The 17,839-nt window shown below is 63.5% G+C and carries 18 protein-coding genes; 14 read left to right on the top strand and 4 right to left on the bottom strand.

From position 1 onward, the window contains the following. Nucleotides 1-104 precede the first annotated feature (104 nt). From EHO51_RS08140 to EHO51_RS08125, 4 genes are all read left to right on the top strand, one after another. Nucleotides 105-524, top strand: coding sequence for a rubrerythrin family protein (locus EHO51_RS08140; protein WP_026223003.1), 420 nt, complete (start codon nucleotides 105-107; stop codon nucleotides 522-524). 210 nt (nucleotides 525-734) lie between these two features. Further along, nucleotides 735-2,081, top strand: a complete 1,347-nt coding sequence (locus EHO51_RS08135; RefSeq protein WP_124738463.1) for a heterodisulfide reductase-related iron-sulfur binding cluster — start codon at nucleotides 735-737, stop codon at nucleotides 2,079-2,081. A gap of 161 nt (nucleotides 2,082-2,242) precedes the next feature. Continuing rightward, entirely contained in the window at nucleotides 2,243-2,833 is a 591-nt protein-coding gene (locus tag EHO51_RS08130; protein WP_124738462.1) for a DUF3501 family protein, read from the top strand. Nucleotides 2,834-2,946: 113 nt separating this feature from the next. Continuing rightward, complete coding sequence (locus tag EHO51_RS08125) at nucleotides 2,947-4,530, top strand: peptide chain release factor 3 (RefSeq protein WP_124738461.1); 1,584 nt, start codon at nucleotides 2,947-2,949, stop codon at nucleotides 4,528-4,530. 28 nt (nucleotides 4,531-4,558) lie between these two features. Here the strand turns inward: EHO51_RS08125 and EHO51_RS08120 are convergent, their stop codons facing one another. Genes EHO51_RS08120 through EHO51_RS08110 form a run of 4 tightly spaced genes read right to left on the bottom strand, consistent with a single transcriptional unit; the run spans nucleotide 4,559 to nucleotide 6,454 of the window. Beyond that, nucleotides 4,559-4,942, bottom strand: a complete 384-nt coding sequence (locus tag EHO51_RS08120) for a hypothetical protein (protein WP_124738460.1) — start codon at nucleotides 4,940-4,942, stop codon at nucleotides 4,559-4,561. Nucleotides 4,943-4,994: 52 nt separating this feature from the next. Beyond that, complete coding sequence (locus tag EHO51_RS20505) at nucleotides 4,995-5,138, bottom strand: hypothetical protein (protein ID WP_018408563.1); 144 nt, start codon at nucleotides 5,136-5,138, stop codon at nucleotides 4,995-4,997. A gap of 49 nt (nucleotides 5,139-5,187) precedes the next feature. Then, on the bottom strand, nucleotides 5,188-5,835 hold the full coding sequence (locus tag EHO51_RS08115) for a TetR/AcrR family transcriptional regulator (protein ID WP_109025342.1): 648 nt from the start codon (nucleotides 5,833-5,835) through the stop codon (nucleotides 5,188-5,190). Nucleotides 5,836-5,845: 10 nt separating this feature from the next. Next, a complete protein-coding gene (locus EHO51_RS08110) occupies nucleotides 5,846-6,454 on the bottom strand; it encodes a hypothetical protein (protein ID WP_124738459.1) in 609 nt (202 codons plus the stop codon). Nucleotides 6,455-6,832: 378 nt separating this feature from the next. On the opposite strand from EHO51_RS08110, the gene glyA reads away from it, so the two are divergent. From glyA to EHO51_RS08060, 10 genes are all read left to right on the top strand, one after another. Then, nucleotides 6,833-8,107 (top strand): serine hydroxymethyltransferase, encoded by a 1,275-nt coding sequence (glyA, locus tag EHO51_RS08105; RefSeq protein ID WP_124738458.1) that lies wholly within the window; start codon nucleotides 6,833-6,835, stop codon nucleotides 8,105-8,107. A gap of 161 nt (nucleotides 8,108-8,268) precedes the next feature. Beyond that, complete coding sequence (gene nrdR / locus EHO51_RS08100) at nucleotides 8,269-8,769, top strand: transcriptional regulator NrdR (RefSeq protein WP_036242014.1); 501 nt, start codon at nucleotides 8,269-8,271, stop codon at nucleotides 8,767-8,769. Further along, nucleotides 8,766-9,896, top strand: coding sequence for a bifunctional diaminohydroxyphosphoribosylaminopyrimidine deaminase/5-amino-6-(5-phosphoribosylamino)uracil reductase RibD (gene ribD / locus EHO51_RS08095; RefSeq protein WP_124738457.1), 1,131 nt, complete (start codon nucleotides 8,766-8,768; stop codon nucleotides 9,894-9,896). The genes nrdR and ribD overlap by 4 nt, the downstream gene beginning before the upstream one ends. After that, nucleotides 9,896-10,534, top strand: a complete 639-nt coding sequence (locus EHO51_RS08090; protein WP_124738456.1) for a riboflavin synthase — start codon at nucleotides 9,896-9,898, stop codon at nucleotides 10,532-10,534. The genes ribD and EHO51_RS08090 overlap by 1 nt, the downstream gene beginning before the upstream one ends. A gap of 330 nt (nucleotides 10,535-10,864) precedes the next feature. After that, nucleotides 10,865-11,347: a 6,7-dimethyl-8-ribityllumazine synthase gene (gene ribH / locus EHO51_RS08085; RefSeq protein ID WP_124738455.1), complete on the top strand. Its 483-nt coding sequence runs from the start codon at nucleotides 10,865-10,867 to the stop codon at nucleotides 11,345-11,347. Then, nucleotides 11,344-11,796, top strand: coding sequence for a transcription antitermination factor NusB (gene nusB, locus EHO51_RS08080; protein WP_124738454.1), 453 nt, complete (start codon nucleotides 11,344-11,346; stop codon nucleotides 11,794-11,796). The genes ribH and nusB overlap by 4 nt, the downstream gene beginning before the upstream one ends. A gap of 196 nt (nucleotides 11,797-11,992) precedes the next feature. Further along, nucleotides 11,993-12,943, top strand: a complete 951-nt coding sequence (gene thiL, locus EHO51_RS08075; RefSeq protein ID WP_124738453.1) for a thiamine-phosphate kinase — start codon at nucleotides 11,993-11,995, stop codon at nucleotides 12,941-12,943. A gap of 186 nt (nucleotides 12,944-13,129) precedes the next feature. After that, nucleotides 13,130-15,310: a sodium-translocating pyrophosphatase gene (locus tag EHO51_RS08070; RefSeq protein ID WP_124738452.1), complete on the top strand. Its 2,181-nt coding sequence runs from the start codon at nucleotides 13,130-13,132 to the stop codon at nucleotides 15,308-15,310. Between the two features lie 175 nt (nucleotides 15,311-15,485). Next, nucleotides 15,486-15,650, top strand: a complete 165-nt coding sequence (locus EHO51_RS08065) for a hypothetical protein (protein WP_245434819.1) — start codon at nucleotides 15,486-15,488, stop codon at nucleotides 15,648-15,650. A 137-nt stretch (nucleotides 15,651-15,787) separates the two neighbouring features. Then, nucleotides 15,788-17,821, top strand: coding sequence for an NAD(+) synthase (locus EHO51_RS08060; RefSeq protein ID WP_124738450.1), 2,034 nt, complete (start codon nucleotides 15,788-15,790; stop codon nucleotides 17,819-17,821). Nucleotides 17,822-17,839: the final 18 nt, after the last annotated feature.

Genomic DNA, 17,839 nt, shown 5'->3' with positions numbered 1-17,839 from the left:
TCGCCGCGCGGGATTTTGGTTGGACAGAAGCTAGTTTTGAATTATTCTAATTCCTGTGTCGCGGCCTGACGGCCGCGCCGACTCGAATACTCGGAGGCAAAAAAATGGCTATGCTCAAGGGCAGCAAGACCGAAGAAAATTTGAAGGCCGCTTTCGCCGGCGAATCGCAGGCGAATCGCCGCTATCTCTATTTCGCTCAAAAGGCCGACGTCGAGGGCTACAATGACGTCGCCACCGTGTTCCGCTCGACCGCCGAAGGCGAGACCGGCCACGCCCACGGCCATCTGGAGTTCCTGGAGACGGTCGGCGATCCTGCGACCGGCCTGCCGATCGGCAAGACCGCCGATAACCTCAAGGCCGCGGTCGCCGGGGAAACGCACGAATATACCGACATGTATCCCGGCATGGCGCGCTCGGCCCGCGACGAGGGCTTCGAGGAGATCGCCGACTGGTTCGAGACGCTTGCCAAGGCTGAGCGTTCGCATGCCGGCCGCTTCCAGCGCGCCCTGGACGAGCTGAAGTAAGTACAGCGGACTTAGCTGAGAAGAGTTCCCTTCGCGTCGTGGCCGGGCTTGACCCGGCCATCCAACGCGATGGGACCGCGAAAGGCTCAAAGCCTGACCCGCGCGCCAGCGGCGGGCTTCAGCATCCCTGTCGTGCGGCGACCGCTCCGCACCCCGCGTGGATGGCCGGGACAAGCCCGGCCGTGACGACCGTGTTTTGGAACAACAAAGATGAGAGAAGGCAGCCTCGAGGCTCCGATCCGGCATCCGCTGGATTGGCGCAGCGCCGATTTTTATGACGATGCGAAGCTGGACGCGGAAATGCGCCGGGTTTTCGATATTTGTCATACGTGCCGGCGCTGTTTCAATCTGTGCGACTCCTTCCCGCGGCTGTTCGATCTCATCGACGAATCCAAAAGCGGCGAGCTCGACACCGTCGCGAGCGCGGATTTCAAACAGGTCGTCGACGCCTGCACCCTCTGCGACATGTGTTTCATGTCGAAGTGCCCCTATGTGCCGCCACATGAATTCAACATCGACTTTCCGCATCTGATCCTGCGCTATCGCGCGGTCGAAGCGAAGAAGAACGGCGTGCCTGCGGTCGATCGCGCGCTTGCCGATACTGACCGCTACGGCCGATGGGCGACGCTGATCTCAGGCGCGGCCAATTGGGCGACGCGCCGCGACAACGCAATGATGCGCGGCCTCGAGGAAAAAGTCGCGGGCGTCGATCGCAACGCCGAGCTGCCAAAATACGCCAGCAAGACGCTTGAAGCGCAGGCCGCCGCGCATCCGCCGATGCGCGACGAGTCGGCGCCGGCCAAGGCGCGCAAGGCGGTGCTCTACGCCACCTGCTACGGCGACTACAACGATACGTCGATCGGCATGTCGGCGCTCGCCGTGCTCGCGAGGAACGGCGTCCAGACCAAAGTCGTGCACCCGGCCTGCTGCGGCATGCCGAAGCTCGAACAGGGGATGCTCGACGACGTGGCGGAGGCGGCGCGCACGGTCGCCGCGGCTTTCGCGCCTTACATCGACCAGGGCTACGACATTGTCGCGCCCGTGCCGTCCTGCGCGCTGATGCTGAAATTCGAATGGCCGCTGATTCTGCCGGAAGACCAAAGCGTCAAGCGTTTGGCTGAGGCGACATTCGACCTTTCCGAATATGTCGTCGACATCGCGCGCAAAGAGGGGCTGGCCGAAGGCATGGCGCCGCTCGATGGCGGCGTCGCCTTCCATGTGTCCTGTCATTCGCGCGCGCAGAACATCGGCCAGAAAGGCGCCGAGCTGCTTGCGCTGATCCCTGAAGCCGATGTGGCCGTGGTCGAGCGCTGCTCGGGTCATGGCGGCGCCTGGGGCTACAAGAAGGGCAATTTCGAAACGGCGATGAAGGTGGGCAAGCCCGCCGCGCGGCAGTTGCAGAACGCCAACAAGAAGCACGTCGTTTCCGAATGCCCGCTTGCCGGACTGCATATCGAACAGGAGATCGAGACGCTAGGCGGCGAGGCGCCGAAGCCGGAACGCGTCGGCCATCCGATCGTACTGATGGCGAGAGCTTATGGGTTGTCAAACCCGTAGCGGCTGGACCCGAACCTTACCCTCCCCTTGAGGGGGAGGGTCGCGCCGAAGGCGCGGGGTGGGGTGGCCCGCCCCTCGTTTTCGTTGTAGTCACCCCACCCGAAGCGCTTCGCGCTTCGACCCTCCCCCTCAAGGGGAGGGTGTTAGATGCGAGGCGCTTCATGACAGATCGTCACCAACTCACCGCCGCCGATATTCTTCCCTGGGCGGAATACGCCAAGGACCGGGCGGAACATCGCAAGCGCATCACGGCGCTCAAGCGGCATCGCCGGGTTGAGGTCGGCCCTTACGTCACCTTCTACTTCGAGAATTTCGATACGATGTGGTTGCAGGTGCAGGAGATGCTGCACATCGAAAAAGGCGGCGAGGCGCAGATCACGGACGAGCTTGCGGCATATAATCCGCTGATTCCAAAGGGTGATGAGCTCGTCGCGACGTTCATGATCGAGATCGACGACGCGTTGCGGCGGGCCCGCGTATTGGCGCAACTCGGCGGCGTGGAAGAGACGGCCTCCATCGAAGTCGGCGGCGAGCGCGTCGCCGGCAAGGCCGAGCAGGATCAGGATCGCACCACGGCTGAAGGCAAGGCGAGCAGCGTGCAATTCGTGCACTTCCCCTTCACGAAGGCGCAGATTGCGGCGTTCAGAGAGCCGAACACGCGCGTGATTTTGGGCCTGGCGCATCCCAACTACAGCCATATGGCTGTCTTGTCGGAAGCGACGCGCGCATCGCTTGCGGAGGATTTTGCCTGAAGGCGCGCTTGGCGGCGGGCGATGATGCCTCGGCCTTTGATGAAGCAAGATTGCAGTGAGCCTCGCTTGCCATTAAGTCGTCTTCAAGCGTTTCCCTCACAATCGACAGTGCATTGACAACCCCCGCCAACGACCCCGTTTCACGCCGCCGCACCTTCGCGATCATCTCGCATCCCGACGCCGGCAAGACGACGCTCACCGAAAAGCTGCTGCTTTTCGGCGGCGCGATTCAGCTTGCGGGCGCCGTCAAGGCCAAGCGCAACGCTCAGCAGACGCGTTCGGACTGGATGAGCATCGAGCGCGAGCGCGGAATCTCGGTCGTCACCTCGGTCATGACCTTCGAATACGGCGGTTGCGTCTTCAATCTCTTGGATACGCCGGGCCACGAGGACTTTTCGGAAGACACCTACCGCACGCTGTCCGCCGTCGACGCCGCGGTGATGGTGATCGACGCCGCCAAAGGCATCGAGGCGCGCACGCGGAAGCTCTTTGAAGTCTGCCGCCTGCGCGACATTCCGATCGTCACCTTCATCAACAAACTCGACCGCGAGGCGCGCGACCCGTTCGATCTGCTCGATGAAATCGAGAAAACTCTCGCGCTCGACGCGACGCCGATCACCTGGCCGATCGGTTCGGGCAGAAGCTTCGCCGGCACCTACCGCTTCGCGACGAAAACCGTGCGCCGGATCGATGAGGACGCCGAGCTGCTGCAAACCAGCGGCCTCGACGATCGGCTCTTCGACACGCTTTTGCCGAACGGCGCGGATGCATGGCGGGAGGAGGCGATGCTTGCCGAAGAAGGCAACAAGCCCTTCGATCTTTCGGCCTTCCGCGAGGGCCATCTGACGCCCGTCTTCTTCGGCAGCGCGCTGCGCAACTTTGGCGTTCGCGATCTGATCGACGCCATGGCCGAGTATGCGCCAAGCCCGCGCGCGCAGGAGGCCGACAAGCGCCTCGTCGAGGCGAAGGAGCCGAAGATGACCGGCTTCGTCTTCAAGATCCAGGCGAATATGGACCCCAACCATCGCGATCGCATCGCCTTCATGCGCGTCTGCTCGGGTCGGCTCACGCGCGGCATGAAGGCGAAGCTCATTCGCACCGGCAAGAATATTCCGATTAATGCGCCGCAGTTCTTCTTTGCGCGCGACCGCTCGATCGCCGACGAAGCATATGCCGGCGACGTTGTCGGTCTGCCCAACCACGGCCAACTGCGCATCGGCGACACGCTGACCGAGGGCGAGGAGATCGTCTTTCGCGGCGTGCCGAGCTTCGCGCCGGAAATTCTGCGCCGCATTCTGATCGGCGACGCCATGAAGGCGAAGAAGCTGCGTGAAGCCTTGCAGCAGCTTGCGGAAGAGGGCGTCGTGCAGGTCTTCACGCCGCACGACGGCTCGGGCGCGATTGTCGGCGTCGTCGGCGCGCTGCAGCTCGACGTGCTGGCGACGCGGCTCGAGGGGGAATATGGATTGCAGACGCGCTATGAACAGCCGCGCTTTACCGTTTGCCGTTGGATCGCCTCGGACGAGCCGGCGAAGCTGAAGAGCTTCATCGATTCGAACGGCTCCAGCATCGCCGACGATCTCGACGGGTCGCCGGTGTTCATGAGTTCGTCGGCGTTCCAGCTCAATTATGACGCCGAACGCAATCCGGCGATCACATTCTCGGATGTGAAGGACTATCAGAAGCGGGCGGCGTAGGCCGCCAACAGCGGCGAAGAAAAACCGCTCACCTGCAGTAATCGATCGCGAAGACGTCGTTGGTGAAGGCGCCCGAATAAAGGATCTGCCTCGGAAGCGAAGTGATCAGCGTAATGTGCGCGTTCAGCAGCTTGCCATAGGCCTGAATGACGTATCCCCCGTTCTCTTTTGCAACGTCTTCGACGGCGTATGCGTCGGTTCGTCCATCGTCCACGATCGCGAGCGTCGAACTGATCGGGGAATAGGCCACCATATAGGGGGCTGCATAGAGATTGTCGCTATGGCGGCAGAGCAGCGTCAAAGGCTTCGCTTGCGCCGAATTTGCAAAAACCGAGGCGGTCGCAACCGCTAACAACGCCGCTGCAATGTTCACTTTCATCACCCATGTGTTGCTTGGGGCGAGTTGAAACATGCCTTGTTTGCGCGACGACGACAAGAACGCGGCGCCCGGCCGGCGCAAAGGGCTAGGCGCCCTTGATCAGCGCCAAGAACGCCCCGACGAGCGCCACGGTCGCCGCGAGAATGAGGACGTTTGCGGAGAACTCCAGGGCCTTTTGGGTCTCGGTCAGGACCGCGGAGAAATAATTGCTGTGCAGCAGAGCTGTCATGTTTGTTCCCTAAGACGCACCGCGAGCGGACGGGAGCGATTGGTCAGGTTTAGACTCCGGCGAGTCCACGAAGACTTAAGCCCGCCAGCGTGTCGACGAGCCGCTCGAGCGCGTCTTCGTCGAATTTGAGCGAGAAGGGCGGCTGCGCCAGCCGCTCCGCGTCTCGCACGAAGAACATCGGCTGCTGGGCAAGCCACAGCATCGCGAATGTGACGGTCTCCGCAGAGGCGTCTTGCGGCAGGAACCGCCGCACGACCCGTTCCGCCAAACGAAAGATGCGGGGCGGCGAATGCGCGATGAAGGCGCTGAAGACCTCACTTGGCTGCACGCTTTCCCAGGCGAAGATGCGCAGAAAGCGGCTGACGCGATCGCGCTTGACGAGCGGCAGCAGAAATTGATGCAGATAACGCCGGAGCGCGTCCTCAGGCGAAAGCGCATCGAGCTCTTCGGGGTCCAAGAACGCATTCTCTTCGAAGGCCCGCGTCGCAGCGATCAGCACTTCGCGATAAAGTCCGTCCTTGCCGCCGAAGTGGTAATTGACGGCCGCTTGGTTGGCCATCGCCCTTTGGGTGATGAGCCGCACCGAGCCGCCGTCATACCCATATTCCGCGAAGACCGACGTCGCCGCTTTGATGAGCGCGGCGCGCGTCGTTTCCGTCGAGCGAGACGCGACGCGCGCCTGATCCAGATTACTCAAGGCATCATCCTCAAAAAGGATACAGGTTGACGAGGCTAGTCACTGCGCCGCCGAGCGACGTCGCGCTATTCCACGCCTTGCGGCCGAGCGGAGCCAGTTTGGATGAGAGCCCTATCGGGTCGAGCCTGGCCAACAAACTCCGTTCCTGTTGCTCCGCGGTCTCGCCCACTGTCTGGGGAGAGGCGGGCGGCTCGGCGTTGGTGGTCGGGAGCGCCGGCGGCGTCGACTCGACAGCGGTTCTCTTTTCCGGAGACGACTTGCGCAGAGCGACGACTTTCGTCGGCCTGACAGGTATCGTCTCCGTCTTTTCAGCGGCGGCTTCGGTTGACCAATCCGAGATGCGCTCCTGCGGATAGACGGCGAACAGCGCCGGAGCCGGCGAAGCGTTTTTCAACTTCAAGGATGGGCGCTCCGTCTCCGCGGAAGCGATCCGGTCGATGATTTTGCCGCTCACCGGGTCGGTCGTGAAAGCGATTTCCTTCAGCGCTTCGCCATTCTTCCATTGCGGCGGCAGGAAAGCGATGAGCCAGGTCGCGACGAAGCAGACCGCAGCATCGATGAGCAACCTCCGTGACTTGGCGCTAAGCGCCGCGAATTTTGTTTCCAGATGATCGCTCATGACGAACCTCCGTTTAAAACGACTGATTGAAATTCAAACGCTCGTTTGAAGCGAAAATATGGCGACGCGGCAACGCGTTATTTCTGGCTATTTAGGCGAGCGCAGCATGCGTCATTTTGGCGCTTCAGGAAACGGAGACGCTGGCGCGCGAAGCTTGCGCGGCCCACCCAAAGCCCCCACAACAAAACTGGGCTGACGAAGCCCGCGCGAGACTTGGCGTGGCCTTAGACCGCGACGACGGCCGCTCTTCCCGTCGCGGCTTCGCCGTGATAAGCGACGCGTCTCACGATGCGCGTCCTAGGGACCGGCTTCGCCGATTAAGACCGGGAGCCGGTTTTTGTTTTCGTTCAGCGCCGTTAGGCATAGAGGTCCATTCCAATGAGCCAATCCGGTTTCTTCACCGCCTCCCTCAGCGCTTCCGATCCGGAAATCGCGAAGGCGATCGAACTCGAACTCGGCCGCCAGAGGCACGAGATCGAACTGATCGCGTCGGAGAACATTGTCTCAAAGGCGGTGTTGGAGGCCCAGGGCTCGGTTCTCACCAACAAATACGCCGAGGGCTATCCGGGAAAGCGCTATTACGGCGGCTGCCAATTCGTCGACATCGCCGAAAATCTCGCGATCGACCGCGCCAAGAAGCTGTTTGACTGCGGCTTCGCCAATGTTCAGCCCAACTCCGGCTCGCAGGCCAATCAGGCGGTGTTCCTCGCGCTTCTTCAGCCGGGCGACGTCTTCATGGGGCTGGATCTCGCCGCCGGCGGTCATCTGACGCATGGGTCGCCGGTCAATGTCTCCGGCCGCTGGTTCAAGCCGGTGAGCTATACGGTGCGCAAGGACGATCAGCGGATCGACATGGAGCAGGTCGCCGCGCTCGCCAAGGAGCATAAGCCGAAGCTCATCATCGCGGGCGGCTCCGGCTATTCCCGCATCTGGGACTTCGAAGGCTTCCGCAAGATCGCCGACAGCGTTGGCGCCTATTTCATGGTGGACATGGCGCATTTCGCCGGTCTGGTCGCTGCGGGTCTTCATCCGTCGCCGCTGCCGCATGCGCATGTCGTCACCACCACCACGCATAAGACGCTGCGCGGTCCGCGTGGCGGCATGGTGCTGACGAACGACGAGGCCATCGCCAAGAAGATCAACTCGGCGGTCTTCCCCGGCCTGCAGGGCGGTCCGCTGATGCATGTCATCGCCGGAAAGGCCGTGGCGTTCGGCGAGGCGCTGACCCCGCAGTTCAAGACCTATCAGCAGCAGGTCAAGGACAATGCGCAAATGCTCGCGCAGACGCTCGTCGACGCGGGTCTCGCGATCGTCTCGGGCGGCACCGACAATCATCTGATGCTCGTCGATCTGCGTCCCAAGAAGATCACCGGCAAGGCGGCGGAAGCCGCGCTTGGCCGCGCGCACATCACCTGCAACAAGAACGGCATTCCCTTCGATCCGGAAAAGCCCTTCGTCACCTCCGGCATTCGTCTCGGCTCGCCTGCGGCGACCTCGCGCGGCTTTGGCCAGAACGAGTTCAAACAGGTCGGGCAGATGATCGTCGAAGTGCTCGACGGCCTCTCCTCGCAGGGCGAAGAAGGCAACGCCGCGACGGAAGCCGCGGTGAAGGAAAAGGTTCACACGCTGACCGCGAAGTTCCCGATCTATTAAAAAGTGGGACGCTCCCTTCTCCCGCTTGCGGGAGAAGGTGTCGCGCCGAAGGCGCGACGGATGAGGGTTCTCTCCGTCGCATCATTTGTGATAGCCCTCACCCGACCCCGCTTCGCGGGGCCTCCCTCTCCCGCATGCGGGAGAGGGGAAAGGCGCCCGAAATGCGCTGTCCCTATTGCGGTTCCGTCGACACGCAGGTGAAGGACTCCCGTCCTGCGGAGGATTCATCCTGCATAAGGCGGCGCCGCGTCTGTCCGACCTGCGGCGGCCGTTTCACGACCTTTGAGCGCGTGCAGCTGCGCGAAATCATCGTCGTGAAAAAGTCGGGTCGCCGTGCGCCGTTCAATCGCGACAAGCTGATGCGATCGGTTGAGATCGCCTTGCGGAAGCGTCCGGTCGAAGCGGAACGCGTCGAGCAAATGATTTCCGGAATTGTTCGTCAGCTCGAAAGCCTCGGCGAAGTGGAGGTCGAAAGTCAGCGGATCGGCGAACTGGTCATCGAAGGCCTGCGTTCGCTCGACCCCGTCGCCTATGTGCGTTTCGCCTCAGTGTATCGCGATTTCCGCGAAGTTCGCGACTTCTCCGCGGTGATCGATGAATTGGAGAGCGGCGGCGACGGCGCGGCTTTTGCACCGGACGCCGACGACCCAGAGAAGGCATGACGATCCACGAAGCCTTTCCGCAGACCGCGACCGACGACGCCTATATGGCGGCGGCGCTTGCGCTCGGCCGGCGCAATTTGGGCCGCACCGCGCCAAATCCCGCGGTGGGCGCGTTGCTCGTGCGCGATGGGGTCGTTATCGCCCGCGGCTGGACCGCGCCGGGCGGGCGCCCGCATGCGGAGGCGATCGCCATGGCTGCGGCGGGCGAGGCGGCGCGCGGCGCAACGCTTTACGTCACCTTGGAGCCCTGCGCGCATCATGGGGCGACGCCCCCTTGCGTCAACTCGATCATCGCCGGCGGCGTCGCGCGCGTCGTCACCGCCCTCGAGGACCCGGACCCGCGCGTCTCGGGCGACGGCTTCGCCCGGCTGCGTGAAGCGGGAGTCGACGTCCTTATTGGTCCCGGCGCTGCGGCGGCGCGCGCCGATCATCTCGGGCATATTTTGCGCGTCACGCGTCGCCGCCCGATGATTACGCTCAAGCTCGCGCGGACGGCGGATGGCTACGCCGCAGGCGCGGCGCATGATCCGCGCCTGCACATCACCGGACCTATCGCTGACGCTTTCACGCATGTGCAGCGATCGCTGCATGACGCGATCATGATTGGCGGCGGCACGGCGCGCGACGACGATCCGCTGATGACCGTACGCTTGCCGGGGATGCAACAATGCAAGCCGCTTCGCGTTGTGCTCGACGAGAAGCTGTCGCTGTCGCCGCGTTCGCGCCTGGCGTCCACCGCGCGCGAAATGCCGTTGCTCGTGATCGCTGGAGCGGCCGTCGCCGATGAAGCGGCCAAAGCGTTTGAAGACGCCACTGGCGCGGAGGTTGTTCGCATCGCGATGCGGGACGGCCTGCTTGATCTTACCAGCGCCCTAAGACTTTTGGCAGATCGTGGCGTCACCCGCGTCTTCAGCGAAGGCGGACCGCGCGTCGCGGAAAGTCTGCTCGCCGCGGATCTTGCCGATGAGGTCATCTTGCACACTGCGGTCAAGCCGCTTGGGAGGGCAGGCCGTCCGGCGCTGACTCCTGCGGCGCGCGCCGCCCTCGATGACGACTCGCGCTACCGTCTGATCGAAACGCGCGCGCTCGGCGCCGACACGATGACTCGATACGCGCGGGTCGACTGATGTTCACCGGCATCGTCACCGATGTGGGCGAAGTTATTGCGATGACGCCGCGCGGCGAACTACGCCGCCTGCGCATCGCCTGTTCATACGATGCCGACGGCATTGCTCTGGGCGCCTCCATCGCCTGCTCGGGCGTGTGCCTGACGGTCGTCGCCGTCGCGCGCGAGGGCGGGCGAACGGTCTTCGAAGTGGACGCCGCCGCCGAGACGCTCGCCGTCACGACGGTCGGCACATGGGCCTGCGGAACGCGCGTCAATCTCGAACGCGCGTTGAAGATCGGCGACGAACTCGGCGGCCATATCGTCACCGGCCATGTCGATGGCGTTGCGCGCATCCTATCGCGCGATGACTTTTGCGATAGGGCGCCCGAAGGACGCCCGTCCGAAGAAACAAGCATGTCCAGATTCTGGGTTGAGGCGCCGCGAGCGCTGTCGCGCTTCATCGCCAAGAAGGGCTCCGTGGCGCTCGACGGCGTTTCGCTCACGGTGAACGAGGTCGACGGCGATACCTTTTCCGTGCTGCTCATTCCGCATACGCTTAGCGTGACGACGCTCGGCGCGCGCAGGGCAGGGGACGCAATCAATATCGAAGTCGATCTGATGGCGCGCTACGCAGCGCGGCTGAGCGAAGCGGGGTAGGCTGCTGAGTTTGGCGCGAGGATGTGTATAACGGCCATACCGGCTGACAGAGCGCCGCGCGTGTGACATAACGCGCCCAGAAAATTGGTTCGCGGATTCCCTCCCATAAGGAGAGGGTGATCCAGCAAAGGGCGTCCGTAAGGACTCCCATTGTAAACGACGGGCTTTTGGCCGGGTCGGGTGAGGGATTTGCGCCTCAGCGATAATGCGTGCGCTGCGGCGGCGCGTCCCGCACCTTTGCAATTGAGAACGCTAACCCTCACTTGGCTGCTTCGCAGCCCGACCCTCTCCCGGCGGGAGAGGGTTGCGTGCACTCCTGGAGTCGCCTGAATGGCTGGTTTTGCACCCGACGACGCTGACGTCGCGCCCGTGCCGGGCGCGCATATTCTCGTCGTCACGACGAAGTTCAACGGCGAAATCGTCGCGCTGCTGCGTGAAGGCGCGCTTGACGCGTTGCGCGCGCTCCAGGCGCAGGCGACAGTGATCGAAGTCCCCGGCGCGCTGGAGATCGCCACAGCGGCCGCGATCGCGCTCGACGATGCGGAGCTTGCCGGCGCGCCCTATGACGGCGTCGTTGCGCTCGGCTGCGTCATTCGCGGCGAGACCTATCACTTCGAACTCGTCGCCAATGAAAGCACGCGCGCGCTGATGAATCTTTCCGTCTCGCGCCGCCTGCCGCTCGGCAATGGCGTGCTCACCGTGGAGAATGAGGCGCAGGCGATCGTGCGCGCCGATCCTAAGCAGGGCGACAAGGGCGCCGACGCGGCGCGCGCGGCGCTCGCGCTCGTGCGCCTCAAACGGGGCGTCGTATGAGCGTCGATCAACGCTCGGCGTCGCGTCTGGCGATCGTGCAAGCGCTTTACCAAATGGAAGTCGCCGGCAAAGGGCTCAACGAGATTTTCGCCGAGTTCGAGTCTCACTGGATCGGGCGCGAGATCGAGGGCGCGCAATATAAGCCGGCGGACGCCGCCTTTTTTCGCGACGTGCTGCAAGGAGTCCTGACCGACCAGGTCGCGATCGACCAGCAGATTGATCGCGCGCTTTCCGGCGGCTGGCCGCTGTCGCGACTGGAGTCCGTCATGCGCGCTGCCCTGCGCGCGGGCGTCTATGAACTGCGGTCGCGCAAGGACGTTCCGGCGCGCGTCGTCATCAAGGAATATGTCGACGTCGCCGGCGCCTTTTTCGGACCGACCGAGTCGGGGATGGTGAACGCCGTGCTCGACAGGATCGCGCATGAAGAGCGCGCCGAGGAGTTGAGTTAGGATGTCGCGCCCTCCTTCTCCCGCTGGCGGGAGAAGGTGTCGTCACGAAGTGACGACGGATGAGGGTCCTCACCCGACCCCGCTTCGCGGGGCCACCCTCTCCCGACGCGAACCGGGTGTTCCCGGTTCGCGCAAACAATGCTGAAGTCGGCAACAGCCGACTTCAGTTTGGGAGAGGGACGCCAAAGGCTTCCGCATGCCGCAGCGCTATAGCGAAGACGACATCATCGCCCGCGTCTTTGCGCCGATCGCGGGGCCGGCCGCGCTCGGCCTTAAGGACGACGCGGCGCTTCTCGCGCCCGAAAGCGCGCCGCTCGTCGTCACGACCGACATGGTCGTCGCGGGCGTGCATTTTTTCGCGGACGATGACCCTTCGCTGATCGCCAAGAAAGCCCTGCGCGTCAATCTCTCCGACCTTGCGGCCAAGGGCGCAGAGCCGATCGGCTTTCTGCTGGGCCTGGCGCTGCCGGCCGACTGGACCAACGCTTGGCTCGACGCTTTCGCCGCCGGGCTCGCCGAGGATGCGCGCGCGTATGGCGCGCCGCTCATCGGCGGCGACACGGCTGCAACTCCTGGCCCGCTGACCATCTCGATCACGGCGCTCGGTCGCACGCGGCGCTTCGTGCCCCGCACCGGCGCAAAGCCAGGAGACGCCGTCTTCGTCTCGGGCCCGATCGGAGACGCGGCGCTGGGTCTCGCGCTGCGCCGCGACTCGGCGCTCTCGCAAAGACTGTCCGATAATGCGCGAGACTATCTGATCGGGCGCTATCTGCTGCCACAGCCGCGCGTCGATCTCTCGGCGTGGCTTTGCGCCAACGCCAGCGCCGCGATGGACATTTCCGACGGCCTTGCCGGCGATCTTGCAAAGCTTTGCCGCGCCTCTGGCGTGAGCGCGGTTGTCGATCTCGCCTCGGTCCCGCTTTCAGCGGCGGCGCGAGAGGCGATCGCCATCGATCCCGCGCTCTTTGAAACGGCGATAACCGGCGGAGACGACTACGAAATCCTCATCGCTGTGGGGAGCGAAGCGCCGCCTGCCGCGCCCGCCTGTCGGATCGGCGATTTTATGGCGGGAAGCGCGCCGCCGATTTTTCTCGACGGACACAAAAAGCCCGTCTTTTTCAAAAAATTGTCCTTCCAACACTTCTGAAAAATACGGGATCGCGCAGCATTGCCGTGCGGCCACGTTTCTGGCAGAAAGCCCGCTGGAAAGCTGCTGTCCCCGCCCGATTCGCTCGGCGGGGCAGCCGCTCCTTTTTTTGTTGCGCGACTCCGTTCGCGGCGACGCGACCAATTCGGCCAATCCCCGGTCGAGGAACGAAAAGGCGAAGCCAAAATGGTTCTGTTTCTAACCATCGTCTTCGGATTGATGTCTATCGTCTATGGCGTGAAGACCTCGCAGGAATTGCTCGCGGCCGATCCGGGGTCGGCGCGGATGCAGGAAATTTCGGGCGCCGTCGCCGAGGGCGCGCAGGCCTATCTCAACCGCCAATACAAGACCATCGCCATGGTTGGCGGCGTGATCTTCGTCATCCTCGTCATCCTGCTCGGCTGGGCGGTCGCCTTCGGATTCATGCTCGGCGCGGTGCTCTCCGGCGCGGCCGGCTATATCGGGATGAACGTCTCGGTGCGCGCCAATGTCCGCACGGCGCAGGCGGCGACGAAATCGCTCGCCGGCGGCCTGGACATCGCCTTCAAGGCCGGCGCGGTCACCGGACTTCTGGTCGCCGGCCTCGCGCTGCTTGGCGTCGCCGTTTATTACGCGATCCTCACCTGGTTCGCCGGCTATGCGCCTTCCGATCGCACGGTCGTCGACGCGCTGGTGGCGCTTGGCTTCGGCGGATCGCTGATTTCGATTTTCGCCCGTCTTGGCGGCGGCATCTTCACCAAAGGCGCGGACGTCGGCGCCGACCTCGTCGGCAAGGTTGAAGCCGGCATTCCCGAGGACGACCCACGCAATCCCGCCACGATCGCCGACAATGTCGGCGACAATGTCGGCGATTGCGCCGGCATGGCGGCGGACCTCTTCGAGACCTATGCGGTGACGGTCGTCGCCACCATGGTGCTCGCCTCGATCTTCTTCGCCGGTCAGGATGGTCTGTCGTCGGCGATGATCTATCCGCTCGCGATCGGCGGTCTTTCGATCCTCACCTCGATTGCCGGCACCTATTTCGTGAAAATGGGCGACGACGACACGGAATGGGGCAAATTCGCCGCGCCCTATTTCAAGAAGCTTGGCATTGACGATTCAATCATGGGCGCGCTGTACAAGGGCCTCATCGCCGCCGGCGTGCTATCGGTCGGAGGGCTCTTCCTGGCGACGACCTTTACCGTCGGCTGGGGCGAGATCGGCAAGGCGAATGGCGAAGCCATCCACGGCTATGGCCTGTTCCTTTCCGGGGTTCTGGGCCTGATCGTCACGGGCGCCATCGTCTACATCACCGAATATTACACCGGCACCGGCAAGCGTCCGGTGGTGTCGATTGCTCAGGCGTCGGTGACGGGCCACGGCACCAACGTCATCCAGGGCCTCGCCGTGTCGCTTGAATCGACAGCGGCGCCGGCGCTCGTCATCGTTCTCGGCATTATCCTCACCTATGAGCTTGGCGGGCTCTATGGCACGGCGATCGCGGTGACGACGATGCTCGGCCTCGCCGGCATGGTCGTGGCCCTCGACGCCTTCGGCCCCGTCACCGACAACGCCGGCGGCATCGCCGAAATGGCGGGTCTGCCGAAGGAAGTGCGTCGCAACACCGACGCGCTCGACGCCGTCGGCAATACGACGAAGGCCGTGACCAAGGGCTACGCCATCGGCTCGGCGGGCCTCGGTGCGCTGGTGCTCTTCGCCGCCTACACCAACGATCTGAAGCATTTCATCGACACCGACGTGCCGTTTTTCAAAGGGCTGGGGAAGATCGACTTCGAACTCTCCAATCCCTATGTCGTCGCGGGCCTGATCTTTGGCGGCCTCATCCCCTATCTCTTCGGCGGCATCGCCATGACGGCGGTGGGGCGCGCGGCGGGATCGGTGGTCGTCGAGGTGCGCCGCCAGTTTAAGGAAAAGCCCGGCATCATGGCGGGCACGGACCGGCCGGATTACGGCCGCGCCGTCGATATGCTGACGCAGGCGGCGATCAAGGAAATGATCGTGCCATCGTTGCTGCCGGTGCTGGCGCCGATCGTCGCCTTCGTCGTCGCCTGGATCCTCGGCGGCAAGGCCAACGCCTTCGCGGCGCTGGGCGCGTTGCTGCTGGGCGTCATCGTCAACGGCCTGTTCGTCGCCATTTCCATGACGTCGGGCGGCGGCGCTTGGGACAACGCCAAGAAATCCTTCGAAGACGGCTTCATCGACAAGGACGGCGTGAAGCATGAGAAGGGCTCCGAGGCCCATAAGGCGGCGGTGACCGGCGACACGGTCGGCGACCCCTATAAGGACACCGCCGGCCCCGCCGTGAACCCGGCGATCAAGATCACCAATATCGTGGCGCTGCTGATGCTGGCGATCCTGGCGCACTGAGAAATTGCTCAAAGCAATTCGCGAAGGGGCGGGGGAGACCTCGCCCCTCTTCCTTTTTTGAACTTGTCTTTAAAATAGATGAATATCAGTAGCTTCTCCTGGGTTCAGGAATATGGCACGCGTTCGCGAGAACTTTACGACCCAAGTCGAAAGCGCTTTGCTCGCCGAGCTTCGGATGCTCGCAAGGCATGAGGGCCGGCAGCTTGAATCCGTCGTAGAGGACGCGCTGCGAACCTATGTCAAAAAACGCAGCAGGACGAAGCCGCGACATCGCGTCATGGACGCCTATCGATCGAGCCTTGGGCGCTACGGCGCCCTTTATGAGAAGCTCGCCAAATGAACCGACCTGCGCGTCACGATGATTGGCGCTAGCATCGGCGGCGACGGGCCCAGGGCATGTGACTTTCCCGCGGGCGTCTTGCATTATCATCGTGGACAAGCGCTCCAGTCCAACCTTTGGCCGCCCGGGCGGACTTCATGACCCATCCCTTCTATTGTCTGCACACGCATGGCTTCATCCGAGTCGCCGTTGCGACGCCGAACGTGCGAGTCGCCGATCCGGCTTTCAACGCTGCGCGGACGATCGAACTGGCGCGTGAGGCCGATCACCACGGCGCTTCGCTGGTGCTGTTTCCCGAGCTGGGGATGTCCTCTTATGCGATCGACGATCTCTTGCAGCAGGAGGCGTTGCTCGAGGCCGTCGACGCGGCGCTCGTCGAACTCGTCGAGGCTTCCTGCGGCATTCATCCGCTGATCGTCGTCGGCGCGCCGCTGCGCCATCGTGGGCGTCTCTACAATTGCGCCGTGGCGATCCTGCGCGGCCGCGTGCTCGCCGTGACGCCCAAGGTCTATCTGCCGAATTATCGCGAGTTTTACGAACAGCGCCATTTCGCCTCGGGCGCTTTCATCACGGGCGAGGACATCGCCGTCGCCGGACAATGCGCGCCCTTCGGCTCCGATACGCTCCTCGAAGCGACGGATTTTCCCGGACTCGTGATCCATACGGAGATTTGCGAGGACGTATGGGTTCCCATTCCCCCTTCGGCGCGCGCCGCGCTGGCGGGCGCAACCGTGCTGCTCAATCTTTCCGCGTCGAACGCGATCGTCGGCAAATCCGACTATCGCGAGACGCTCTGCGCCGCGCATTCGGCGCGCTGCCTAGCGGCCTATCTCTATTCGGCGGCGGGGCAGGGCGAGTCGACGACGGACCTCGCGTGGGACGGAGAAGCGCTGATCTGCGAGAAGGGCGACGTTCTCGCCAAGGCGCCGCGCTTTTCCGATGAACCGCAGCTGGCTCTCGCCGATGTCGATATCGGTCGTCTTCTTGCAGAGCGCATGCGGCAGGGGACATTCGGCGCCTGCGCCGACGTGGAGCAGGGCGCGACGCATTATCGCCGCATTGCGTTTGAACTTGCCCCGACCTGCGATCGCGATCTCGGGTTTCTGCGCGAGGTCGGACGCTTTCCCTTCGTCCCGGCGGACGAAACGCGGCTCGCCGAACTTTGTTTCGAGGCGTTCAACATACAGTCGCACGGCCTCGAACAACGGCTGCGCGCCACGAAAATAAAAAAGGCGGTGATCGGCGTCTCTGGCGGACTCGACTCCACGCAGGCGCTGCTCGTCGCGGTGACGGCGATGGATGCGCTCGGCCTGCCGCGCGAAAATGTTCTCGGCTTCACGCTGCCGGCCTTCGCCACGAGCGAGAGCACCAAGGCCAACGCCTGGCGGCTGATGCGCGCGCTCGGCGTCACCGCGCAGGAAATCGACGTCACCGCGGCGTGCAAGCAAATGCTCGCCGACATCGATCACCCGGCCGCGCGCGGGGAAGCGGTTTACGACACGACTTACGAGAATGTGCAGGCGGGCGCGCGCACGTCGCTGCTGTTTCGCCTTGCCAATCGCCATGGCGCGCTCGTCATTGGCACTGGCGACCTGTCCGAACTCGCCCTCGGTTGGTCCACCTATGGCGTTGGCGATCAGATGTCGCATTACAACGTCAACGCCTCAGTGCCCAAGACGCTTATTCAGCACCTCATCCGCTGGTGCGCGCGTGACGCGCGATTCGGCGCCGAAACGGCGGCGGTGCTTGAAGACGTTCTTGCGACGGAAATATCCCCCGAGCTTGTGCCCGGAGAGGCGAGACAGCGGACCGAGGATACGGTCGGGCCGTATGCGCTGCAGGATTTCAATCTCTATTATACGACGCGCTACGGATTTGCGCCTGCGAAGATCGCCTTTCTCGCCTGGCGCGCCTGGCGGCATGCGTCCGCCGGCTCATGGCCTGCAGGGATCGTGCAAGAAGACAAAATTGCCTATGATCTCTCGACGATCAAACATTGGCTCGGCGTTTTCGTGAAGCGATTCTTTGAGGGAAGTCAGTTCAAACGGTCTGCGTCGCCAAATGGTCCCAAAGTCAGTTCGGGAGGATCCCTGTCGCCGCGCGGCGACTGGCGCGCGCCATCAGATTCGGTTGCGGACGCGTGGCTGAGTTCGCTGGACGACATTCCCTAACGACGACAAGCCGGCCGC

The organism is Methylocystis rosea (genome assembly GCF_003855495.1).
Taxonomy (GTDB): domain Bacteria; phylum Pseudomonadota; class Alphaproteobacteria; order Rhizobiales; family Beijerinckiaceae; genus Methylocystis; species Methylocystis rosea_A.
The sequence above is the reverse complement of the archived record's forward strand: the minus strand, read 5'-3'. Positions and strand labels throughout refer to the sequence as shown.